The organism is Pseudomonadota bacterium, assembly GCA_018817425.1.
In the GTDB taxonomy this organism is placed as follows: Bacteria; Desulfobacterota; Desulfobacteria; order Desulfobacterales; family RPRI01; genus RPRI01.
Genome location: JAHITX010000075.1, coordinates 21,832 through 41,244, shown reverse-complemented (window position 1 = coordinate 41,244; position 19,413 = coordinate 21,832). Strand labels below are relative to the sequence as shown.

The following is a 19,413-nucleotide window of genomic DNA, read 5'->3' as shown; positions in this document are numbered from 1 at the left end:
GCCACTTTCAAAACGTTTCAGTTTGGTCAAGCTCAAGGCGGGAGAAAATTTCAACCACAGGAATACATTTAGTATTTCGAGGATTGAAATTTGAGCCCAACGCAGAGATCGGCCAAAATGGGGCGTTTTGAAACTGGCTCATTAGAATAGCTTTACCACTTAAGCAACTGTACAGTTTTTCCCAACCACCTCTGTGGGCAGGGTGGATCGCTTACAATCAAATAAAAACCAACTTTTTTTCCTCATTCTGGGCCTTAACAAGTTTAAGTGTTTGTTCGGACAATCTGATTTTTCTGGCACGGGGGAATTTTTCGGGCATAAGCTTTGGCCTTAAATAGAATGCTTCCGGATCATTAAAAACCATACTACTCAGGGGAACCGGAAACATCTCGCTTTCCATGAATACAGGATTCGGCCTGAAATATGCCTCAGGTTTTTCAGGATCTATCTCAAATGTACGGGGGGGTCTGTGGAAATCATAGTGATTTGCTGATATATGGTCATTTTTAAGGTCCCATGCAAGATGGATTAACATGGAATACCCCCATTTACCTTTATCTTTAAGCTCCATACGGTTTCTTGCTTCTAAAATGGCCACAAGATTATTATTGAGATCATACCGCTCTCTTCTCAATTCCCGATGGGCATACATATCGACCCAAAGGATCAATCTGCTGTGCTCGGGTGCAAAGAAATCACAGTTTGCAGTTGCCTCTATAACATAACATTGTACGCCCCCGTTTTCCGTGTAAGCCGGATAATCATTTCCCATGATTTTAAGACTTCCTGTGTCTTTTTTTATTGCCTGTCCATCCCAATTCCGGATATTGATATCCTTGCGGGCATTCGGGAATCTTACAATATCGTTATTATATAAGATATCAGTACCCAAAAACTTCCATGTATAATACCATGGGATCATCATCGTATCCCCAAAGGTAAAGTCTCTTTCAAAGTACTGATCGCAATACCTTGACTCTCCTTCCGTAACCAGTTTTTTTACTCCGGGATAATAACGCCACTTATCCGAATACTTCTCATGTGTCTTTCCACACCTGTAAACATTTTGCAGGAACTTGGTATATCGGTACAGCGCAGGCTTATGATATCTATCAAGTACCCACATATAAACTTTATTTTCCGGCCAGCTATACAGATAATCTTCAAGTGTATCAGGAGAAAGAGCAGACCAGACCTCTCTTTGACCGGTATAAAAATTCAATCCGCCCCTGTTGTTGATCATCATCCCGCCCATAGGCCCTTCATGTGTCCACCACGGAAAATGCTGACCGACGGTCATCATATAAGCAATTTCCGTGGCCGTGTATGGAGGCGCCAACTTCGCCGCTACATATGCGTATTGACTATGCCTTGGCGTCTTCTCCCATGGAGTTAAATCCATGTTGAATGTTTCTATGTCTTTTTTGGAAAGCTGGCACACGTCTTTCCAGGTGGCATTTCCATTAGCTTCCGGGCAAAGCTCTTCCACATCCCACAAAGACAAGCCAAATGCCGGAAGTGCTTTAAAGAAAACTGATGGAGCTATACCACAGGCGATTGCTGTCCTGATGCTTTTCTTTATGAACTTTCTTCTTGTAATTGATTGTCCACAGGCTTTTTCTTTCATAAGACTGTCTCCTCAGAAAATATTTCTTTTCGTGTTGTCTGATTGGAGCACTAAAATACATAATTCATTTCAAATCTGGCGTTGTCCCACTTGTTAAACTGGCCATATATGTCATTTTGACCGCCATGGTAATCTGTGTAAAGAATTTTAGCCTCCAGATTATCCGAAAACTTCCATGTTATGACGAACTGGTTCTTCATCCCCTGCCAACCATTAAGAGGTCCCCCTGTATAGATAAAAAGGAAATAGGAAGTAATCAAGCGGTCCTCAAGTGACCGCCAGAATTTATTAACAAAGAACACATGGCCCAAAGACCACCTGTTGACACCAAGACTTTCACGCCATCCTGAATAGTAACTCATCATCGGCTGGTAAAAACACCATACCCTTCCCGGTAAAAAAATATCGAATTTCATTGCACCGCTTATTAAATCCGTATTGGTCAAGCCTTTACCTTCTTTGAGGATTCCGTTATAAGGATCCCACTTGTTAAAATCCGTGAAATACTGGTCTGTCTTAAAAACGACCTCAGCCCGATAAGTAAAAGGTATCCGCTGAAAAAATGGAACCCCTTTTATTACATATCCAACATCAATGGCTGAACCTACAAAATGCGCCCTGGTATATTCAGGATCATAAAATGCCTGACCGAGATTATCCTGCCTGATGAAATTTGTTGCGTTGGGAGAAAAGCCGTACATATAGCCCAAACTCCATGTGGCCTGCCCCACCTTGGTATCTAATCTGGCAGCCCACTGATGATTTTTAAACGCCATGCCAGGCTCATCGGCAGAACCCCGATAGCGAGGATCTCTTTCCGGATCAGATCTCAAGGGTGACCACCAGGGAGAACCCGGAAAAGGATTCTTTGTCGGCTCGTAATCCGGTATCCACAGAAACTGTATGCTGCTTTCCCGGAAGCTGTATGTGATATTTGTCATCCAGAGCGGTATTCTCAGTTTGTTATATTGTGAAGCTCTGGTTTCCAGAGAGTCCTTACCATCAAGGTTATTGATGAAGTCCATCCACCTGCCTTCCATTTTTCCCCAGACTACCTGCTGCTTGCCGATTTTCACATATAAGTTGTCCGATTCGATATCCAGGTGAAGCTCTCTCACAATCTCATCACCGGTATGAGAAATATAGGAATCCTTATTGACTTTATCCGCGTAAAGACTCGAATTTTGCCAGTCATATACTGCATCGTACTGGAACCGGAGCTTATTCACTAATTCCACTCCGGGTGAAAACTGATAACGGGGTTCCAATTCCGCCATCCACTGAATCTCCTGAAATCGCCAGTCCTTAGTTACAGTTCCCACCTGTCTGTCACTGTGAACATTGATTGCGGTCCAATTGGAGAAAAAACCGTTTATTTTAAAACGCGGGATTTCGTTGAGCGGTTTTAAGGCATTACCGGCCGGATTAAAATTAGCAATCCAGCGGTCAAAAGCGTTGTAATAATCCTGACCGGTTTGTGCATATACATTGAATGATAAATATAGAACTAAAAAAAACGAAAAAGGAAAAACAATTAATCTTGCACTGGTTGCTTTCATAATAGCCTTTAGTTTTAGATAGTGATCTAAGTGTATAACTTTGAAGTTTGAACCTCAAATGAAATGGGGACAGTTCACGTTTGTTTAAGAAATATCTCCTAAAGCAGTGCGTTGGGATGCAGGAAACATCTTCTTTTACATAGTTTTAATAATTTATACAAAAAGCACCTCATAATTAGCCTTTTCCAAAGGAAGAATTATGGAAACAAGGGTGGAGGGGAAAGCTCTATATAGGTTGCCTCGCGCAAGTTTTTGAGAATTGACCATAGTTGCTTTCTCTCAAGTTTTGATAGCTTGCCCAGAATTTTTGCAAGAACCTCATTTTTCTGTATGCGGCGTAGTTCTTCCCCTTTCTTTGTTATCTTCACATGTACTACTCTTTTCTCTTTTGCGCTCCTGATACGTTTGACCAGACCGCTATCTTCCATCCTGTCCAGCAATTGGTGGATACTACCCGGATCACGAAGAAGTTGCCTCGCGATCTGAATGGGTGCCAGCGGATGATTTGCTTCATCCAGAACATATAAAACAGCGGATTGGATCATTGAAATCCCAACCGGCTTCAATTCTCTTTCCCTGGCTTTTTTCATGCCTTCCATAACCTGTGTCATCAATATAAAAAATTCATATTCTTCATAAAGCGTTATTTCGTCTTGATCCACAGATCCTGAACCGGAGGTAGCATTGCTTTTCATTTTGGCATCTTCAGTGTCGGACATGCCATCCTCCATTGATTTGATCGAGTTAATGTTATTAATAATTATTAAACTAATTGTGATCACAATTGCTATAAAGCAATATATTTAATAATCTCTTAAGTCAACAATATTTATTTATTCATAAAATTGTTGCCAAACTTGAGTTAACTTGCAGCAAGTTTTTTCAAAAATGAAACCATTTCCCATGAAAAGCCTGCCTTACGGCATGGAAGTATTGAGTTGTTTGTAAATATCGGATCTGACGTTAGATCATAACGTGAACATTGGACTGCTTTTTCCCAGAGTGCGGTATGAGGTATAGGAGTATAATAAACAGGAATCGGTGTGATTTTGCTTTCAGCAACCTTTTGCATCGATTCAATTACATTTTTTTCATCCTGATCCGGAAGCCCTGCCATAAGGTAAGCTCCGATCTGATTTTTTGAAAATCCAGCTTCTCTTAAAAATATAAGATTCTGTTTAAACTCATACTCCGAAACCTTATTGTCAAATCTGTCTTTATCAAAAAGAGTTGTCTCAAGTCCAAGCCTTATTGTTTCAAAACCTGCTTTAAACATCAGCTTTGCAGTATTTTCCGATAGCTCTCTTATATGAAGGGCGTTTGGGGTGTGGAAGCGCACTTTTATATCTGATTCTATTATTTCCTCTAGCAAAGGAATCGCATGATTATTAGCATCTAAAAGAAATGCATCATCGTAGAGTGCAAAATCAATTACTTCATATTTTTCGTGCCAGTAAATTATTTCCTCTATTAAAGATTCGGTGCTTCTTAGCATTCGTTTTTTGTTAAGATAACCGGATGCACAGTATGCACATGAAAAAGGACATCCTTTTGAGGAAAGAATTGGAATAAAAGAGATTTTATTTTCAAGATCAAAGGCAGGGTAAGGATAAGAATCAAGCTCTTCCGGATCAAATTTTATACTGCTTGAAAATCCGGTATATTCTTTAACAAGTTCAAGAACAACTTTTTCTCCTTCTCCTGCAATTACTTTATCGGCACCTGAATATTTTAAAGCATGATCATGGCATAAAGATGCATATATGCCTCCTAAAATAACCGGGACGGAAGGGAAAATTTTTCTTATAATGTCTATTGTTTCAAAAACTCCGGGGTACCAGTATGTCATATGAGAAGTAATAAAAACAATATCCGGTTGTTTTAAGGCAAGCAGATCTTTTTTAAACCATTCAGGTAGTATTCCATATCGTGAATAGTTTCTTGGAATATCATCAAGTCCTTTTGGCTTGGAAATATGAGTTTTAAGATAAGAGCCTCTTCCGTCTTGTTTTGAGGAAATAGTTTTATTTAAATCAGGGTGAAATCTGTTCAGGCAGTCAATATATGAAATATTACACCCATGGGTTCTTAATATTGATGCAAGATATAAAAGCCCTAATGGTTTGGCCCAATAATCATAGGCGGCAAAATCGTGTATCCACGGATTTATAAGTAAAATATTGGGGGAATCTGAAACCACAGGGGAAAATTTAGTCAACTTTCATTTTCTGCTGAAAAGTACTGCATGGATGTTTTTTTAAGTTCTTTGCGGCTAAACAACACTGTATAGTTTTTCACACCTGTTGCTTCCGACATTTTACGAATTGTTTTCAGGCAGGATTCTTCGGTTTTAGCATGAACCATGGTATACAGATTATATGGCCATTCCTTATTAGGATTTCGCCGGTAACAATGTGATACCTGTCTGAATGAAGCAAGTTTTTTCCCGACTTGTTCAACAATATCTTCATCAACTTCCCAAGCTGCCATAGCATTTGCTTCAAAGCCTGAATTCTGATGACAAAGAGTTGCTCCGAAACGCCTTATAACCCCTTTTTCTAAAAGCCGATTCAGGGTACTTAATAAAATTTCTTCAGTAATATTTAGCTGTTTTGCTATTTTGGCATATGGCCGTTTTAAAACAGGCATATCACCTTGTATTGAAGCAATAATTTTTTTCTCAAGTTCCGTAAGCATTTTTTATATTAGAAAAAGTTGTATATATATTGTTTGGTATCTATGCATTAGCTTGAATTATTATTCTTTTGATTGGCCATAGTGTTCAAGTAAATTTCCGCTTGAACTAAAAGATATTGTGTTTGGACCGTATAAGATTCCGGCTAATAAAATTTTTCCGTGAAGATTATATTTAATTTGTTTCTTTCTGTATTTTTCTGGGCCGGGTAAAAACGCTTTTATTATCGCCGATATCAGATCAAAAGAGTTCGAGTTAATTTCTAAAGGAACTATTGCTGTTTCGTGAGCCGGAATGGAAATTATTTCATCCGAGACTGCTGAAGCGATATGCTGATCCGCTATTTCAACATCACATTCGATATGTTTTATATTAAACGGTATAAAGTTTGGATTATACACCTCAATTTTAACTCCAAAAACAGCTTCGAAATTTTTTATTTTCTTAACCTGAATACTGTTTATATGAACCTCAGGCTGTTTTAAAAGCTTCCCGCAACCAAAAAGAGTGAGCATTAATAAGAATAAACATAATATTCTAAAGGTCGGTGATTTTAAATATTTTAACATTGTATTTTATAGTTCACAATCAAATAAATATCCCAAATAATACCAGTATTATTATATGTTTTAACAATATAAGTTCTTGTATTATGTTATTGTGTAATGGTCAATATTTTTTATAAATAGAAGATCAAATCATATATTCTCCAATAAATCCGAAATCTCAAATTTTTGTCAGAAACTATCAATAATGTCTATTATCGATATGGGTATTAATCGATATTATCTATTTGACATATAGATAATCAACAATGTAGTCATCATAACCGTTTATCACTTGTATATGCTTAATTCTCCTGAGGATCGGGAAGTATTATTTCAGCACCTGTTCTTTAATATTCCACCCTGATTCAACTTGTTTATAATTTTCAATTTGCTGAGGGTTTTCCATCTGCAAAACGCCATGACTTTTAATTATACAAAATTCAATTACGGATTAAAATATGTTTGCCGGAATAGACATAGGTTCCATCACTGCAAAATGTGTAATTTTGGATGAATCCACGATTTGTTCATATGCTGTTATCCCTACGGATTCAAATCCGAAACTTGCCGGAATAACCGTATATGAAAAAGCACTTGATACGATTGGATGCAGTAGTAAAGAAATCAAGCGAATTGTGGGTACCGGATACGGTCGCGTATCCCTTGATTTCTTTGATCAGACAATAACGGAATTAAGCTGCCAGGCTAAAGGTGTTCGATATTTAAATCCTGCTGTTGAAGGTATCATTGATATAGGTGGCCAGGACAGCAAGGCTATTAAACTTAAACGTGATGGAACAATTTATGATTTTACCATGAACGACCGTTGTGCAGCAGGTACCGGACGCTTTTTAGATGCTATGACAAGAGCTCTTAAAACAGATACGGAATCTTTCAGCAATTATTGTCAGGCTTCCAGAAAGCCATGTTCAATCAACAGCACTTGCGTTGTGTTTGCCGAATCGGAGGTAATTTCTCTTCTTGCTGCAGGAGAAACCAAAGAAGATATAGCGGCAGGGCTTAATGAAAGTATAGCAAGACGTATTGGTACTCTGGCTAAACGTATTGGCCTTGGGTGTAATATTGTATTTGTGGGTGGTGTTGCTAAAAATAACGGTTTGAGATCGTCTTTGGAAAAGTATTTAAAAATTAAATTTACTGCAATTTCAGAAGATCCACAGATTACGGGAGCTCTGGGCGCATCAATAATTGCAAAAGAAGGATTTTCGGGAAGCGATAATAAAATGAGTATAAAAGCACCAAAAATATAAGAAGTGAAGGGAGGTCATTTTTTGAATGATATTTAAATTTTTAAAATTATTAGGACTGGGCTTTTTAGCTTTATGCCTGTTCATGCCTCAGAACGTAAGGGCACAGGAGGATGAAAATTGCCCTGACTGTCCTAAAAAAGAAGATTCTATTGAGGATGAACGTGTTAAGCTGGGAGATGTTTTTGTCCACGCTTTTGGCGGGGGTGCTGTAACATATACTCCTACCAGTACTTTAGTGGATGTGGATAAATATGTAAAAGCAGGCAAAGTAGAAAGAATAGAAGACATACTTATGAACATTGCCGGAATTGATGTGTTGAAAAGTTCCGGAGCTCCTGATGCACAGGCTGTTGTTATGATGAGAGGATTTGATGACAGCCGTTTTATTGTGGCAATGGACGGAAGACCACTAACAGGTTCAACCGGAAAGCAAAACACAACAATAGATTGGTCTGCTTTACCTTTAAGTGATATCGAAAAGATAGAGATTATCAGAGGTGGTGCATCAGCCGCTTATGAAAGTGCAGAAGGCGGTGTCATAAATATCATTACAAAAAAAGGAAGAAAAAGAGACTCTCCGGTTCCGAGACTGACATATACGCAGGATTATTCGGCAAATTCTGATTACACCAATGCAATTTCACATAGTGAAAGAGTCAACGTAGACGGGGGTGTGGGAGGTCTTACCTATTATTTAAATTACGGACACCGCGACGATGAAGCGTATTTGAATAATAATGATTTCTCCGGTGAAGACTATTCGGCCAGGTTTAATTATCAATTCCCCTTTCAAGGAATTTTGTTCTTAAGTTATAAAGGCTCATCCACGGAAACGGGGAACAATGTAGTAAACTGGCCCGGTGTTGCAGGATATGATCCGGATTATCCCAAAGTTCCCGAAGATGCGGATACGATAAGATATAGGGCGATATCCTATGATTATCCTGGTAAAAATTACAAGGAAAGATCCGTAAAGCACATGGATGTGGCTTTTGAACAGCCGATAAAGGATACAAAGTTAAAAATATACTACTACAATACTCAAAATTATGAGAAACTTTACTATTTTACATCTACAGGTGTTCCCACGACATATGGCGGTGATGAGATAACCGAAAGACATGTCGGAGGGGGCATCAAATGGTCTTTGTATCCTTTTAAAAATAATTCACTCACACTCGGGTATAATTTTAAAAGAACTGAAGCCAAGGAATTACATGATATTTTTAGAATCCATGCGGGATATTTTGAAGACTTGTGGAATATTTCCGATAAATGGATGATGAAAACCGGCCTGCGTGTTTCAAAGGCAAGACAGCAAACTTATCCTTTTAAGCTTTCCGATGAAGCGGCTTCTTCAAGGCATTTATACAATGACTGGTTCATCTTACCAAAATTTGCCTTAACATATAATTTCAATCCGGAAACCAATGTATATGTATCCGTTGCCAAGGACTATGACACTCCGGGGTGCTGAGATGGCTCTGCTATGTCTGCCGGCGGCAAACAAAAAAAACTTGAATATGAAACAACATGGCAATATGAAACCGGAATTTATCATCGTTTTACAGAAGGTATCGATAACAGATTTGTAGTTTATTATACTGATATCACAGATTACGTTACAATAAACAGAGCTGATGTAATTCATAACAGCACATGGAGTGGATGGAATATCGATACCGTAAGGTTCTGGGGAATTGAATATGAATTTAACATAAATTATAAAAAAATGACTGCTTTTGGAAACTATACATATGTTGATAACGAAGTTAAAGAAGATGATCCCACAAAATTGGTAGACTTTTTAGTGGAATTACCACCCAAGCATAAGATTAATCTTAGTTTAAGATATCATCTTAGCGGTTCTGTACAACTTTCCTGGGATCAGCGTTACGTTGGCAAGAGATACAGTGAAGCAGGATATACTCTTAGTGAATATACAACATCGGATATCGGTGTGCAGTATTCATTTTATAAGAACAAAGCAAAGCTAAACGCTTATATTAATAATTTGTTCGGGGAAAACTACGAGCAAACATACGGTTATCCCATGAAACGCCAAATTTATGGTTTAACATTTAAATATACATTCTTTTAATTTTTTATGAAAAAACGAACCGTTAGTATTTTGAAATTAACATTTATCTATATTGTAAGCATCGGTTTTGTATTGATTCTGCTGCCGTATTCAAATGGTATTCTTCATGCGAAAGAGGAAGTCATCAAATTTGACACGAACAAGGACGGGAAAATTGATCAGTTAGTCTATCTGGATGCAGGTGGAAAAGTATTTAAGGTAGAAAATGACGGCAATGCCGATGGAATAATGGACAGGTTCCAGTATTATGAAAATGGCAAACCAGTGCGTGTTGAAAGGGATCTTGATTTTAATCAAAAGATCGACTGCCGGGATTTTATCAAAGATGGTAAAAGAGTCAGGCAGGAAAAGGACAGCACAGGCAATGGCAATGCCGATCAGATTATATACTTTGACAAGAAAGAAAATCCTTTAAAGATTGAAAAGGATTCAACAGGCGACGCTTATTTCGATACTATTATCTATTTTGATAAGGGAGTAATTGCAAGTTCAACAAAAGATACCAAAGCAGATGGAAAAATAAATGTCTGGGAAACATATCAAAACGGAAAGCGTTTTGAAAGAAAAGAAGATATGGACAGTGATCGGCTGGTTGAAAAAGTTATATTGTTTGATGGTGAAGGTCTTGTAAAAGAAATCAGGATGGATTCGGACAAAAGCGGTAATATGGATACTTTCCGGTTTTTTGAAAAAGGAGATATCGTTTTACAGAAAAAGGACATGGATTATGACGGCTGGTTTGAAACCGTAATTATTTTTAAAAACGGAAAAATATATGAAGAACAAAAAGATTCAAACAATGACAAGGTATTTGATATAACACTCAAGTTTAAAAACGAAAAGCCTTTTTACCAGGAAAAAGACACTGATTTTGATAAAACAGCGGACTTCTTCTGTGATTTCGATTCAAACGGACTTCCGGCAGTAATCAGGGAAGACAGCAGATATACAGGAAAAATAGATCGAACAAGATATTTTGAAAAGGGCGAGATAAGTAAAATGGAATATGATTCACAAGGAGATGGATTCATAGATCAGATTACCTTTTTTAAAGACAGTAAACCGAGTTTGCAGACACTTGATGAAAATAAAGACTCAAAGCCTGATATAAAGATTTTTTTCAACAAAAAGGGAGAAAAACAAAAGGTTGAAAGTGATACGGATTATAACGGCAAACCTGATACATGGCAGTACTACGAAAATGAAAAAATCGTAAGACTGGAAAAAGATGAAAATGAAAACGGGGCGGTTGATCATAAACTGTATTTTGACAAAAACGAAAACAGAATAAAACTGCTTACGGATCAGGATCACAATGGCAGATTCGAAACCACCCAATGGTTTAACCGTAAAAGTTGGGATGTGGTTATAGAAACGGATATCGATGGAGATAAAAACACCGATACCCGTCATTTTTACAAGGATGGTATTTTAAGAGTAAAAGAAATCGATGAAAACGCCGACGGGAAACCGGATCTTGTTGAATATTACGACAAAGACAAAAAGCTTGTAAAGAGTAAGGAAGATGTCGGGTACACCGGTATCTTAAATACTATCTGGTATTATGACGGCAAACAGCAGGCAGTTCGCGCCGAAAAGGATGTTGACGGAGACGGCAGGATTGATACCTGGTTTTACTATGACAAGGATCGTGTAACAAGAGTTGAGGAAGATTCAAACCATGACGGCAAACCGGACATCTGGGAAGAATATGATGAATCCGAAGCAATAGTAAAAAAATCAAAGGATCTGGATTATGACGGAATTGCGGATGTTATTGAAGACAAAAGTAATTGTGAGAATAAGTCAGATAAATAAAAAATATAATAAATAACGGGGGTGTATCGATATGCTCGAATTCTTTTCGAAGGGCGGTATATGCATGTGGCCGATTCTTCTGTGTTCGGTTATATCATTGGCTATTTTTATAGAACGTCTTATACGGATTGGCAAGATGCGTAAGCGCGGACAGGGGCTTGAGTATAAGGTGGCTGAGAAACTGAAAAACAGGGATGATCAAGATGCTTTTGCAATTGCAGGTCAGAGCAATTCACCTATTGGACGGGTGTTGGTAAAAGCCCTGGAAGTAAAAGACCAGGACAGGGAAACCATTGAGACCGTTATTGTCCATGCGACCGACGAAGAGGTTCAGGGTCTTTCGCGATATCTTCAGGCTCTTGCGACAATGGGAAACATAGTACCTATGATGGGGCTTTTAGGTACGGTTATGGGTATGATCAAGGCATTTATGGTTATCCAGGAAATGGGAGGCAAGGTCAATTCTTCAGTTCTTGCAGGAGGTATCTGGGAGGCTATGCTGACAACAGCATTCGGTCTTGCGGTAGCTCTTCCCATTGTTGTTGCTCACAGCTATCTGCTGTCAATGGTAAACGGCTATGAGTCCAGAATTCAGCAGGGAAGTGTTTTGTTTTTAAAAACCATATCATCTCTTAGAAACAAAGCTTAAAAGGATTGCTTTATGATTAAAAGCCGTAAAAAGAGGGCAATTTATGAAGTGCAGATGCCGCTTACCTCGCTTATTGATATTATTTTCATGCTGCTTATTTATTTTCTTTTAACCACAAATTTCATGGTGGATGAAGGAATAAAGATCAAGCTTCCCCAGGCAAAAGCATCAAAGCCCCAGGTGGAGGAATCCATCACAATATTTGTTGATAAAGACGGCAGAACATATCTTAACGAACAGGAAGTCGCGATAGGCGAACTTTTCAAGAAGGTTAAGGAAATGGTCGGAAACGATAAGGATAAACTGGTAGTGGTCAGATCCGACAGGGGAGTAATACTTAACAAGGTGGTCAAGGTCATGGATGTTGCCAAAGCTGCCGGAGCCGGCAGGCTTTGCCTTGCTACGGAAAAGGATTTGTAATTGTAATGGAAACTACATGGGAAACAAATATTATTGGTGACCGTTACGAAAGAAAAGGAAATACAAACTGGCTGCTAAGAGGACTGATTGGAATTTCTCTTGGAATCCATATAATAGCGGCTTTACATGTTTCAGGGCTATATAAGTCAAGCATGATATCATTTATAGAGTTAACTATGGAAGATATTTCAAAGTCTGTTTCAAGAGAGATTCCAAGACCCCGTCACAAACCGAAACCTGTTTCCGTCCCGAAAGAAATTCAAAAGCTCAAAATACAAACAAGGATTATGCCCAGCTTCAAACCTATCAAAATAGACAACATAAATAATAACTATTCAAGCAAAATGACCGAACAGATCAGTGCTTCCGGAATTTTAAAAGGCTCTGCTTTGGATCTTGCCGCCCTTGATCCGGGAGTATCAGACGGATTAAAGGATGTAATAACGAAAAAAGATTATTTTGATCTTGTTCAGCTCAGGATAGAAAGTAAAAAAGAATATCCTAGAATTGCAAAGATGAATCGGATAGAGGGCCGGTCAACAGTGGAATTTGTTGTCGGACTTGACGGCAGTATATCCGGACTATCGATTGTAGGAACATCAAGAGACAGAACTTTAGACAATGCCGTTATTGAAGCCGTAAAAAAAGCATCACCTTTTCCAAGACCTCCTTTAAGACTTTTCAGAGGACCCATTCCGATTGAAATTACAGTAGTGTTTGAAATAACATAACAGGAGACCTGATGAAGGAATTCAAGGTTAATGATACTATTCAGGAAGTAAGAACAAATCTGGCCTTAGAGCTTGAAATGGCGAAAGATGAGGGAAGAAAAGTTATAGGTTCAATGTGTTCTTATTTTCCAAAGGAACTTGTATGGGCAGCCGATGCCATATCGGTTGGACTTTGCGGAACTACTGAAGAGCCGATTGCAGCAGCAGAAGAAGTGCTGCCTGCTGACTTATGCCCTATGGTTAAAGCAACTTACGGTCGTGCTGTTTCAAACACCTGTCCAATATTTCCGCTTACCGATTGTATTGTGGGTGAAACAACATGCGATGGCAGAAAAAAAATGTATGAACTGCTTGCATGGGAAAAGCCCATGCACATTATGGAACTCCCTCAGATGTCTGAAGAAAATGAAGCTCTTGTCCACTGGATAGCGGAGGTTAAAAAGCTTAAAGTATTTATTGAAAAGCAACTTGGGGTAAAAATAACAGACGAAAAATTGAAACAGGCCATCAAAGATGTAAATGAAGAACGCAGGCTTTTAGTTGAAATTCATAAATGCCGTAAGTCACATCCAGTGCCGGTTATGGGTGTTGACCTTGTTGGATTAACCACCAAATTCGCCTATACGGTTGATCGCAAACCTTATAGAGAAAAACTTGGTAATCTTCTCGAAGGGCTAAAAACAAAAATACATAATAATGAATATGCCTGTTCTGCGGATAGGCCAAGAATCCTCTGGACTGGTTTGGGAAACAGCCTGGGATGCGATAAGGTGCTTAAACTGGTGGAGGAATGCGGAGGGGTTGTCGTCTGTCAGGAAGGTTGTGGCGGAATTACACGCATGGAAGATATGGTTGATGAAAACAAAGATCCTATTGAAGCGATTGCCCAAAGATATCTAAGAGTAACTTGTTCCTGTATGACGCCGAATAATACAAGGTTTAAAGATATCGACAGGCTTATAACGGAATATAATATACAAGGTGTTATAGATCTTACATGGCAGTTTTGCCATACTTTTAATATCGAATCTTACAGGGTAAAAGAAGTTGTTAAAGGAAAACACGGCCTTCCTTTTCTGCATATTGTAACGGATTTTTCGCAGTCCGATATCGGACAGCTCAGAGTACGCATTGAAGGTTTTCTGGAGCAGATTTCAATGGGAAATCAGCATGTGTCTCATTGAGGCGGAAGAACTTACAAAAGTATATTCGGATGGAAAAAGCAAGAATGTAATTGCAATCGAAGACTTTAATCTTAAAGTTGAAGAACGTGAATTTACCAGCATAGTCGGTCCTAGCGGATGCGGAAAATCAACTTTTCTGTTATTAGTTGCAGGGTTGGAAAAAACTACGGCAGGTAAGTTATATATCAAAGGCCAACCGGTAAACGGCCCTGATCCACAAAGATCCATTGTCTTTCAGGAATATCTTCTTTTCCCATGGAAAACCGTCAGAGGTAATGTTGAGTTCGGTCTGGAACTTAAAAGAATACCGAAAAACAAACGCCGGGAAATTGCTTCGGTCTATATTGAACTCGTAGGCCTGGAGGGTTTTGAAGACCGCTATCCTCACGAGTTGAGCGGAGGCATGAAACAGCGGGTAGCAATTGCAAGGGCGCTTGTAAATAAGCCCAAGGTGATTTTGCTTGACGAACCATTTGGATCATTGGATGCACTTACCCGTGAAGGCCTTCAGACAGAGCTTTTGCGAATATGGCATGAGGCAAAATGCACAGTACTTTTTGTAACCCATAGCATAAGCGAGGCGGTTTATTTGTCTGATAAAGTTGCAATTATGACCAAGCGGCCAGGAAAGATTAAAGAATTGATTAAAATTGATCTTCCCAGACCACGCACCAGGGATATGTTTGTTTCGCCTGAGTTTAGAGAATATGAAAGATATCTTAAAGAACTTGTATGGGAAGAATTTCAAGAAGGCAACGATGAGGTTTAAATACAGAAAAATCATCTCTCCCATATGTGTGCTTGCAATATGGGAAATCATCGGCCGTTTTATCTGGGTGGATCCTTTCTTTTTCCCGCCTCCGTCCGCAATGCTTAAGGAATTGTATGCAATGATAATTACCGGTGAGGTATTTCCGCACATTGCTATCAGTATTGCCCGTGCATTTAGCGGATACATTCTCGCAGCAATTGCAGGTCTGACTATAGGACTTCTTGTAGCATGGTCAACAGTTGTCGAAGATATTATCGATCCGCTTATAGAATTGATCAGACCGATTTCCACCTTTGCGTTGGTGCCTGTTATGTTTATCTGGTTCGGTATAGGAAACGGCTCTAAAGTGGCGATTATTTTTAAAGCATGTTTTTTTCCTATAGTCTTAAATACAATTGCAGGAATCAAAGGTGTAGATAAAAAACTCATTCAGGCTGCGCGTTCACTTGGTGCAAATGGTTTTCAGTTATGGATTAAAGTACTTATACCGGCAGCCCTTCCCATGATTGTTACCGGTATGAGGATTTCGACCGCCATGTCAATGCTCGCAATTGTAGGAGTGGAAATGCTTGCTGCCGATTCCGGAATAGGCTTTCTAGTTATAGATGCACAACGAACATTTGCCACAGCGAGAATGTTTGCAGGAATTATCGTTATTTCATCTATAGGGTTTAGTATGGACCGCATTGCCCGAATTATCCAGAACAGGGTACTGACATGGCATACCGAAACCTCTTTATCCGGGGGAATGGCATAAAAAAATAGAGTTTATAAGGAATCAGAATGTATTTTAAAAAAATTACAATTATGATCATATCCGTTACTGCAATTGTATTACTCAATTCATATCCCTGCCTTGCCAAAGACTTTCCGCTGGGCGGCATGAAGGTCACTTACGGAAGAAGTATAGACGATCTTCCGCTTTACGTGGGAATTGAAGAGGGGTTTTGGGAAAAAGAAGGACTCAAAGTCGAGCTTGTAAGACTTGTAGGTGAACAAAACATTATCGCTTCAGCGCTTCATGGCGACATAAATGCCGGTCATATTGCACCTGCATCATTTTTTTATGCCGCATACAGAAAAATTCCCATAAAGATCGTTGCATGGCTCGGCAGGGCGCATAATGGCACAAGATGCGGTCTTCATGCGGATGCAACAAACGTTGAAATACAAAAAATTACTGATCTACAAGGTAAAAGGATTGCAACCAGCGGAGACGTAAGCGCTAAGATGATTCTTCGCGAAACCTTGATAAAAGCCGGGTTAAGCTTTGATGATATTCATGAAATCAAAGGAATTAAGCTCGATGAGGCCATGAAGCATGAAGCTGCCTTAAGGTCAAAAGGCGTTGATGTAATAATCGCCTGAGATCCGACAGCGACCATGCTGGAGATGCATGGTGCGAGTCGGCTGCTTTTTTCATTCAATGATGCAATCCCAGGATATGTATTTTCAGGATTGTTTTTTACGGATGAGTATCTTCGTGAAAACCCGGAAAAAGCAAAAGCCTTTTTACGGGGCCTTGTCAGGTCATTTGATTATATAAAAAACAATGAAAAAGAAGCAAGACGCTGGATACCGAAATATTGCGGAGTTGAAATGAAAGTGGCCATGCGCTCTGCCCTGAGGCATTTTGAAGACGGAAGGGAACCTATTAAACAGTTATACAAACAGCAGGACATCATGATTGAAAACGGCCATCTTCCGGGAAGAATTCCCATAGAAGATTTTATCGATTACAGTTATCTGCCAGATAAAAATTGATTTTAAAATTGGGAGAAGAAATAAATTTATTACGGAGGTCAAGACTATGAAAAAAAGAATCTTCATAGGTGAAGAAACAGCTAAGGGATATACAAGGAGGGAGTTTCTTAAATATTTGGAGCTTGCAGGAATCAGTGTAACAATAGGCGGTGCAGGCTTTTTCGCAGGATGCAGTAATAAAGTTGATTCTCTTGCCGGGGCTAAGGAATTCATCACAAGATGCGGTCTTTGCGGATCTGATTGCGGCATGAAGACATATATCAAAAATGATCGGATTGTTGCAGTTGTACCAAACAAGGATGATCCCAACAGCAAAGGGTTTATGTGCGATATGGGGCTTGCAAATGTTGAACAAACATATTCTCCGGATAGAATTCTTAATCCAGGAAAGCGGGTCGGCGATAAATGGGTGGATATTTCGTGGGATGAAGCATTAAATATTATTTCGGAAAAACTGTCAAAACTTAAAATTGATTATGGCCCCCAATCAACAGTCTGCCATTATGGAGTTACCGAGGTAAGAGCACCTTTTTACAGGCAGTTATTCAGGCGGTTTTCGAATGTTTACGGAACTCCAAATTTTACCGGCTGTGGAAGCCAGTGCGCAGTTTCAACTATGATGGCAAAAAAATACAGCATAGGTTCTGTTCACCCTGATTATGAAAATACTAAATGCATGGTTCAATGGGGAAGCAATCCGTCATCTTCAAGCCTTCTTGAATGGTTTAGTAAAGTACTGCCTGCCAGGGAAAGAGGTGCAAAACTTATCTGCATTGATCCAAGAGCAAATCCCATGACTCAAATGGCAGATATTCATCTTAAGCCGCGTCCCGGAACAGACGGGGTGCTTGCTCTGGCAATGACAAATATAATTTTAGGAAATAATCTTTATCACACGGATATTGCAGAAAAATACGGTGTCGGGTTTTCTGAATATGAAGAGCTTGTTAAAAAATATAAACCTGAGCTGGCAGAAACTATAACGGGGATTCCGGCAAAGGATATTATAAATGCAACAATGATGTATGCCGAAAATTCGCCTGCGTGTATTGAAACAGGCAATGCATTGGAACTTCATATAAACGGAGTGCAGACAATCAGGTCTGTTATGTTGATACAAGCTTTATGCGGAAATGTGAATGTAAAGGGAGGTATGATTTCTTCCGGAGAAAAAGTCAGGCTTACAGATATGGAATTAGATGATTATAAGCCATTCACATCCAAAGGATATTCTGCCGACCGGTATCCCGTTTTGTGGCAGTCAAGAAAAATGGTAACCGCAAATCTTCTTCCGGATACCGTTTTGACGGGTAAACCATATCCTGTTAAGGCGCTTATGGTTATTGGAGGTAATCCGATTGTAACAGGCCCCAACTCTTCACATCAGAGAAAAGCCTATAAGAAAATGGATTTGGTAGTTGTATATGATCTATTTATGACAGAGACTGCGAAAATGGCCGATATATTTCTGCCTGCAACATCATGTCTTGAAAGAGACAATATCAAGATAAGGGATAGGATTTATATCAGTCCAAAGGTTATACCCGAACAGGGAAATGCCTGGCCGGAGTGGAAGCTCTGGTTTGAGCTTGCAAAGAAGATGGGCTATGAAAAAGAATTTCCATGGGCGACCCTGGATGAAGCAATAGATGAACACCTTTCTCCCATCAATATTACCGCTGCGGATCTGAGGGAAAATTTTAATGGTATTGATCATCCTTTAAAGTCGGGGAACATGAAAGAACTGGAGGAAAAAATAAAGACTCCATCCGGGAAAATTGAATTTCATTCACAAACATTGGCAGATGCCGGATATAACCCGTTGCCGGACTATGTTGAACCGTACGAAGGACCTGCCGACAAAAAACTGCTTGCAAAATATCCGCTTCTCATGACCTCCGGCATACGGATACCATACTATATTCATTCCCAGTTTAGAAATCTTGCTTCGCTTAAAGCAAAATCACCAGGTCCTGTGATTGAGATGAATCCGGCCGATGCTTCATCTCTTGGAATATCCGAAGGAAATAATGTATCAATAAGCTCTCTTAGAGGCAGCATCCAGGCAAAGGCACAACTTAATAAAAGCCTGAAATCCGGAATAGTAGCCATGTCTCATGGATGGTCAAAAAGTAATGTAAACGAATTGACAGACGATTCGGCTCAATCTCTGGACCCGATAAGCTCTTTTCCGGGGTATAGAGGATTTTTGTGTAAAGTTGAAAAAGTATAGATTGAAACATCACAAGGCAGATGAATTTAAAATAACAAGAA

19 protein-coding genes are annotated in these 19,413 nt (G+C 39.2%); 13 read left to right on the top strand and 6 right to left on the bottom strand.

Annotated features, from left to right (window positions below; translation table 11 throughout):
* Positions 1-217: 217 nt before the first annotated feature.
* The 6 genes from KKC46_12705 to KKC46_12680 form a co-directional block, all read right to left on the bottom strand.
* Positions 218-1,627: an outer membrane lipoprotein-sorting protein gene (locus KKC46_12705; GenBank protein ID MBU1054665.1), complete on the bottom strand. Its 1,410-nt coding sequence runs from the start codon at positions 1,625-1,627 to the stop codon at positions 218-220.
* A 50-nt stretch (positions 1,628-1,677) separates the two neighbouring features.
* A complete protein-coding gene (locus tag KKC46_12700; GenBank protein ID MBU1054664.1) occupies positions 1,678-3,186 on the bottom strand; it encodes a hypothetical protein in 1,509 nt (502 codons plus the stop codon).
* Between the two features lie 197 nt (positions 3,187-3,383).
* A complete protein-coding gene (locus KKC46_12695) occupies positions 3,384-3,905 on the bottom strand; it encodes a MarR family transcriptional regulator (protein MBU1054663.1) in 522 nt (173 codons plus the stop codon).
* 143 nt (positions 3,906-4,048) lie between these two features.
* The gene (locus KKC46_12690; GenBank protein ID MBU1054662.1) at positions 4,049-5,386 is read right to left on the bottom strand and encodes a B12-binding domain-containing radical SAM protein; all 1,338 of its coding nucleotides are present in this window, start codon (positions 5,384-5,386) and stop codon (positions 4,049-4,051) included.
* Between the two features lie 14 nt (positions 5,387-5,400).
* Positions 5,401-5,883 (bottom strand): Lrp/AsnC family transcriptional regulator, encoded by a 483-nt coding sequence (locus KKC46_12685; protein ID MBU1054661.1) that lies wholly within the window; start codon positions 5,881-5,883, stop codon positions 5,401-5,403.
* A gap of 60 nt (positions 5,884-5,943) precedes the next feature.
* Positions 5,944-6,450 carry an LEA type 2 family protein gene (locus KKC46_12680; protein ID MBU1054660.1) on the bottom strand — a complete coding sequence of 169 codons (507 nt, stop codon included), beginning with the start codon at positions 6,448-6,450 and terminating at the stop codon, positions 5,944-5,946.
* A 437-nt stretch (positions 6,451-6,887) separates the two neighbouring features.
* On the opposite strand from KKC46_12680, the gene KKC46_12675 reads away from it, so the two are divergent.
* The 13 genes from KKC46_12675 to KKC46_12615 are packed head-to-tail and all read left to right on the top strand — an operon-like array spanning position 6,888 to position 19,372.
* Positions 6,888-7,700, top strand: a complete 813-nt coding sequence (locus tag KKC46_12675) for a 2-hydroxyglutaryl-CoA dehydratase (GenBank protein ID MBU1054659.1) — start codon at positions 6,888-6,890, stop codon at positions 7,698-7,700.
* Between the two features lie 25 nt (positions 7,701-7,725).
* A complete protein-coding gene (locus KKC46_12670) occupies positions 7,726-9,177 on the top strand; it encodes a TonB-dependent receptor (protein MBU1054658.1) in 1,452 nt (483 codons plus the stop codon).
* 12 nt (positions 9,178-9,189) lie between these two features.
* On the top strand, positions 9,190-9,801 hold the full coding sequence (locus KKC46_12665; protein ID MBU1054657.1) for a TonB-dependent receptor: 612 nt from the start codon (positions 9,190-9,192) through the stop codon (positions 9,799-9,801).
* A 30-nt stretch (positions 9,802-9,831) separates the two neighbouring features.
* Positions 9,832-11,619, top strand: coding sequence for a hypothetical protein (locus KKC46_12660; protein ID MBU1054656.1), 1,788 nt, complete (start codon positions 9,832-9,834; stop codon positions 11,617-11,619).
* Between the two features lie 31 nt (positions 11,620-11,650).
* On the top strand, positions 11,651-12,268 hold the full coding sequence (locus tag KKC46_12655) for a MotA/TolQ/ExbB proton channel family protein (protein ID MBU1054655.1): 618 nt from the start codon (positions 11,651-11,653) through the stop codon (positions 12,266-12,268).
* 12 nt (positions 12,269-12,280) lie between these two features.
* Complete coding sequence (locus KKC46_12650) at positions 12,281-12,688, top strand: biopolymer transporter ExbD (GenBank protein ID MBU1054654.1); 408 nt, start codon at positions 12,281-12,283, stop codon at positions 12,686-12,688.
* Positions 12,689-12,693: 5 nt separating this feature from the next.
* Positions 12,694-13,419, top strand: coding sequence for an energy transducer TonB (locus KKC46_12645; protein ID MBU1054653.1), 726 nt, complete (start codon positions 12,694-12,696; stop codon positions 13,417-13,419).
* 11 nt (positions 13,420-13,430) lie between these two features.
* On the top strand, positions 13,431-14,603 hold the full coding sequence (locus tag KKC46_12640) for a 2-hydroxyacyl-CoA dehydratase family protein (GenBank protein ID MBU1054652.1): 1,173 nt from the start codon (positions 13,431-13,433) through the stop codon (positions 14,601-14,603).
* Positions 14,590-15,372, top strand: coding sequence for an ABC transporter ATP-binding protein (locus tag KKC46_12635; protein ID MBU1054651.1), 783 nt, complete (start codon positions 14,590-14,592; stop codon positions 15,370-15,372). Before KKC46_12640 ends, KKC46_12635 begins: the two co-directional genes overlap by 14 nt.
* A complete protein-coding gene (locus tag KKC46_12630; GenBank protein ID MBU1054650.1) occupies positions 15,362-16,132 on the top strand; it encodes an ABC transporter permease in 771 nt (256 codons plus the stop codon). Before KKC46_12635 ends, KKC46_12630 begins: the two co-directional genes overlap by 11 nt.
* Positions 16,133-16,158: 26 nt before the next feature.
* A complete protein-coding gene (locus KKC46_12625) occupies positions 16,159-16,743 on the top strand; it encodes an ABC transporter substrate-binding protein (GenBank protein MBU1054649.1) in 585 nt (194 codons plus the stop codon).
* A 15-nt stretch (positions 16,744-16,758) separates the two neighbouring features.
* Entirely contained in the window at positions 16,759-17,139 is a 381-nt protein-coding gene (locus KKC46_12620; protein MBU1054648.1) for an ABC transporter substrate-binding protein, read from the top strand.
* A 46-nt stretch (positions 17,140-17,185) separates the two neighbouring features.
* Positions 17,186-19,372, top strand: coding sequence for a molybdopterin-dependent oxidoreductase (locus KKC46_12615; protein ID MBU1054647.1), 2,187 nt, complete (start codon positions 17,186-17,188; stop codon positions 19,370-19,372).
* The last annotated feature ends 41 nt before the right edge of the window (positions 19,373-19,413 follow it).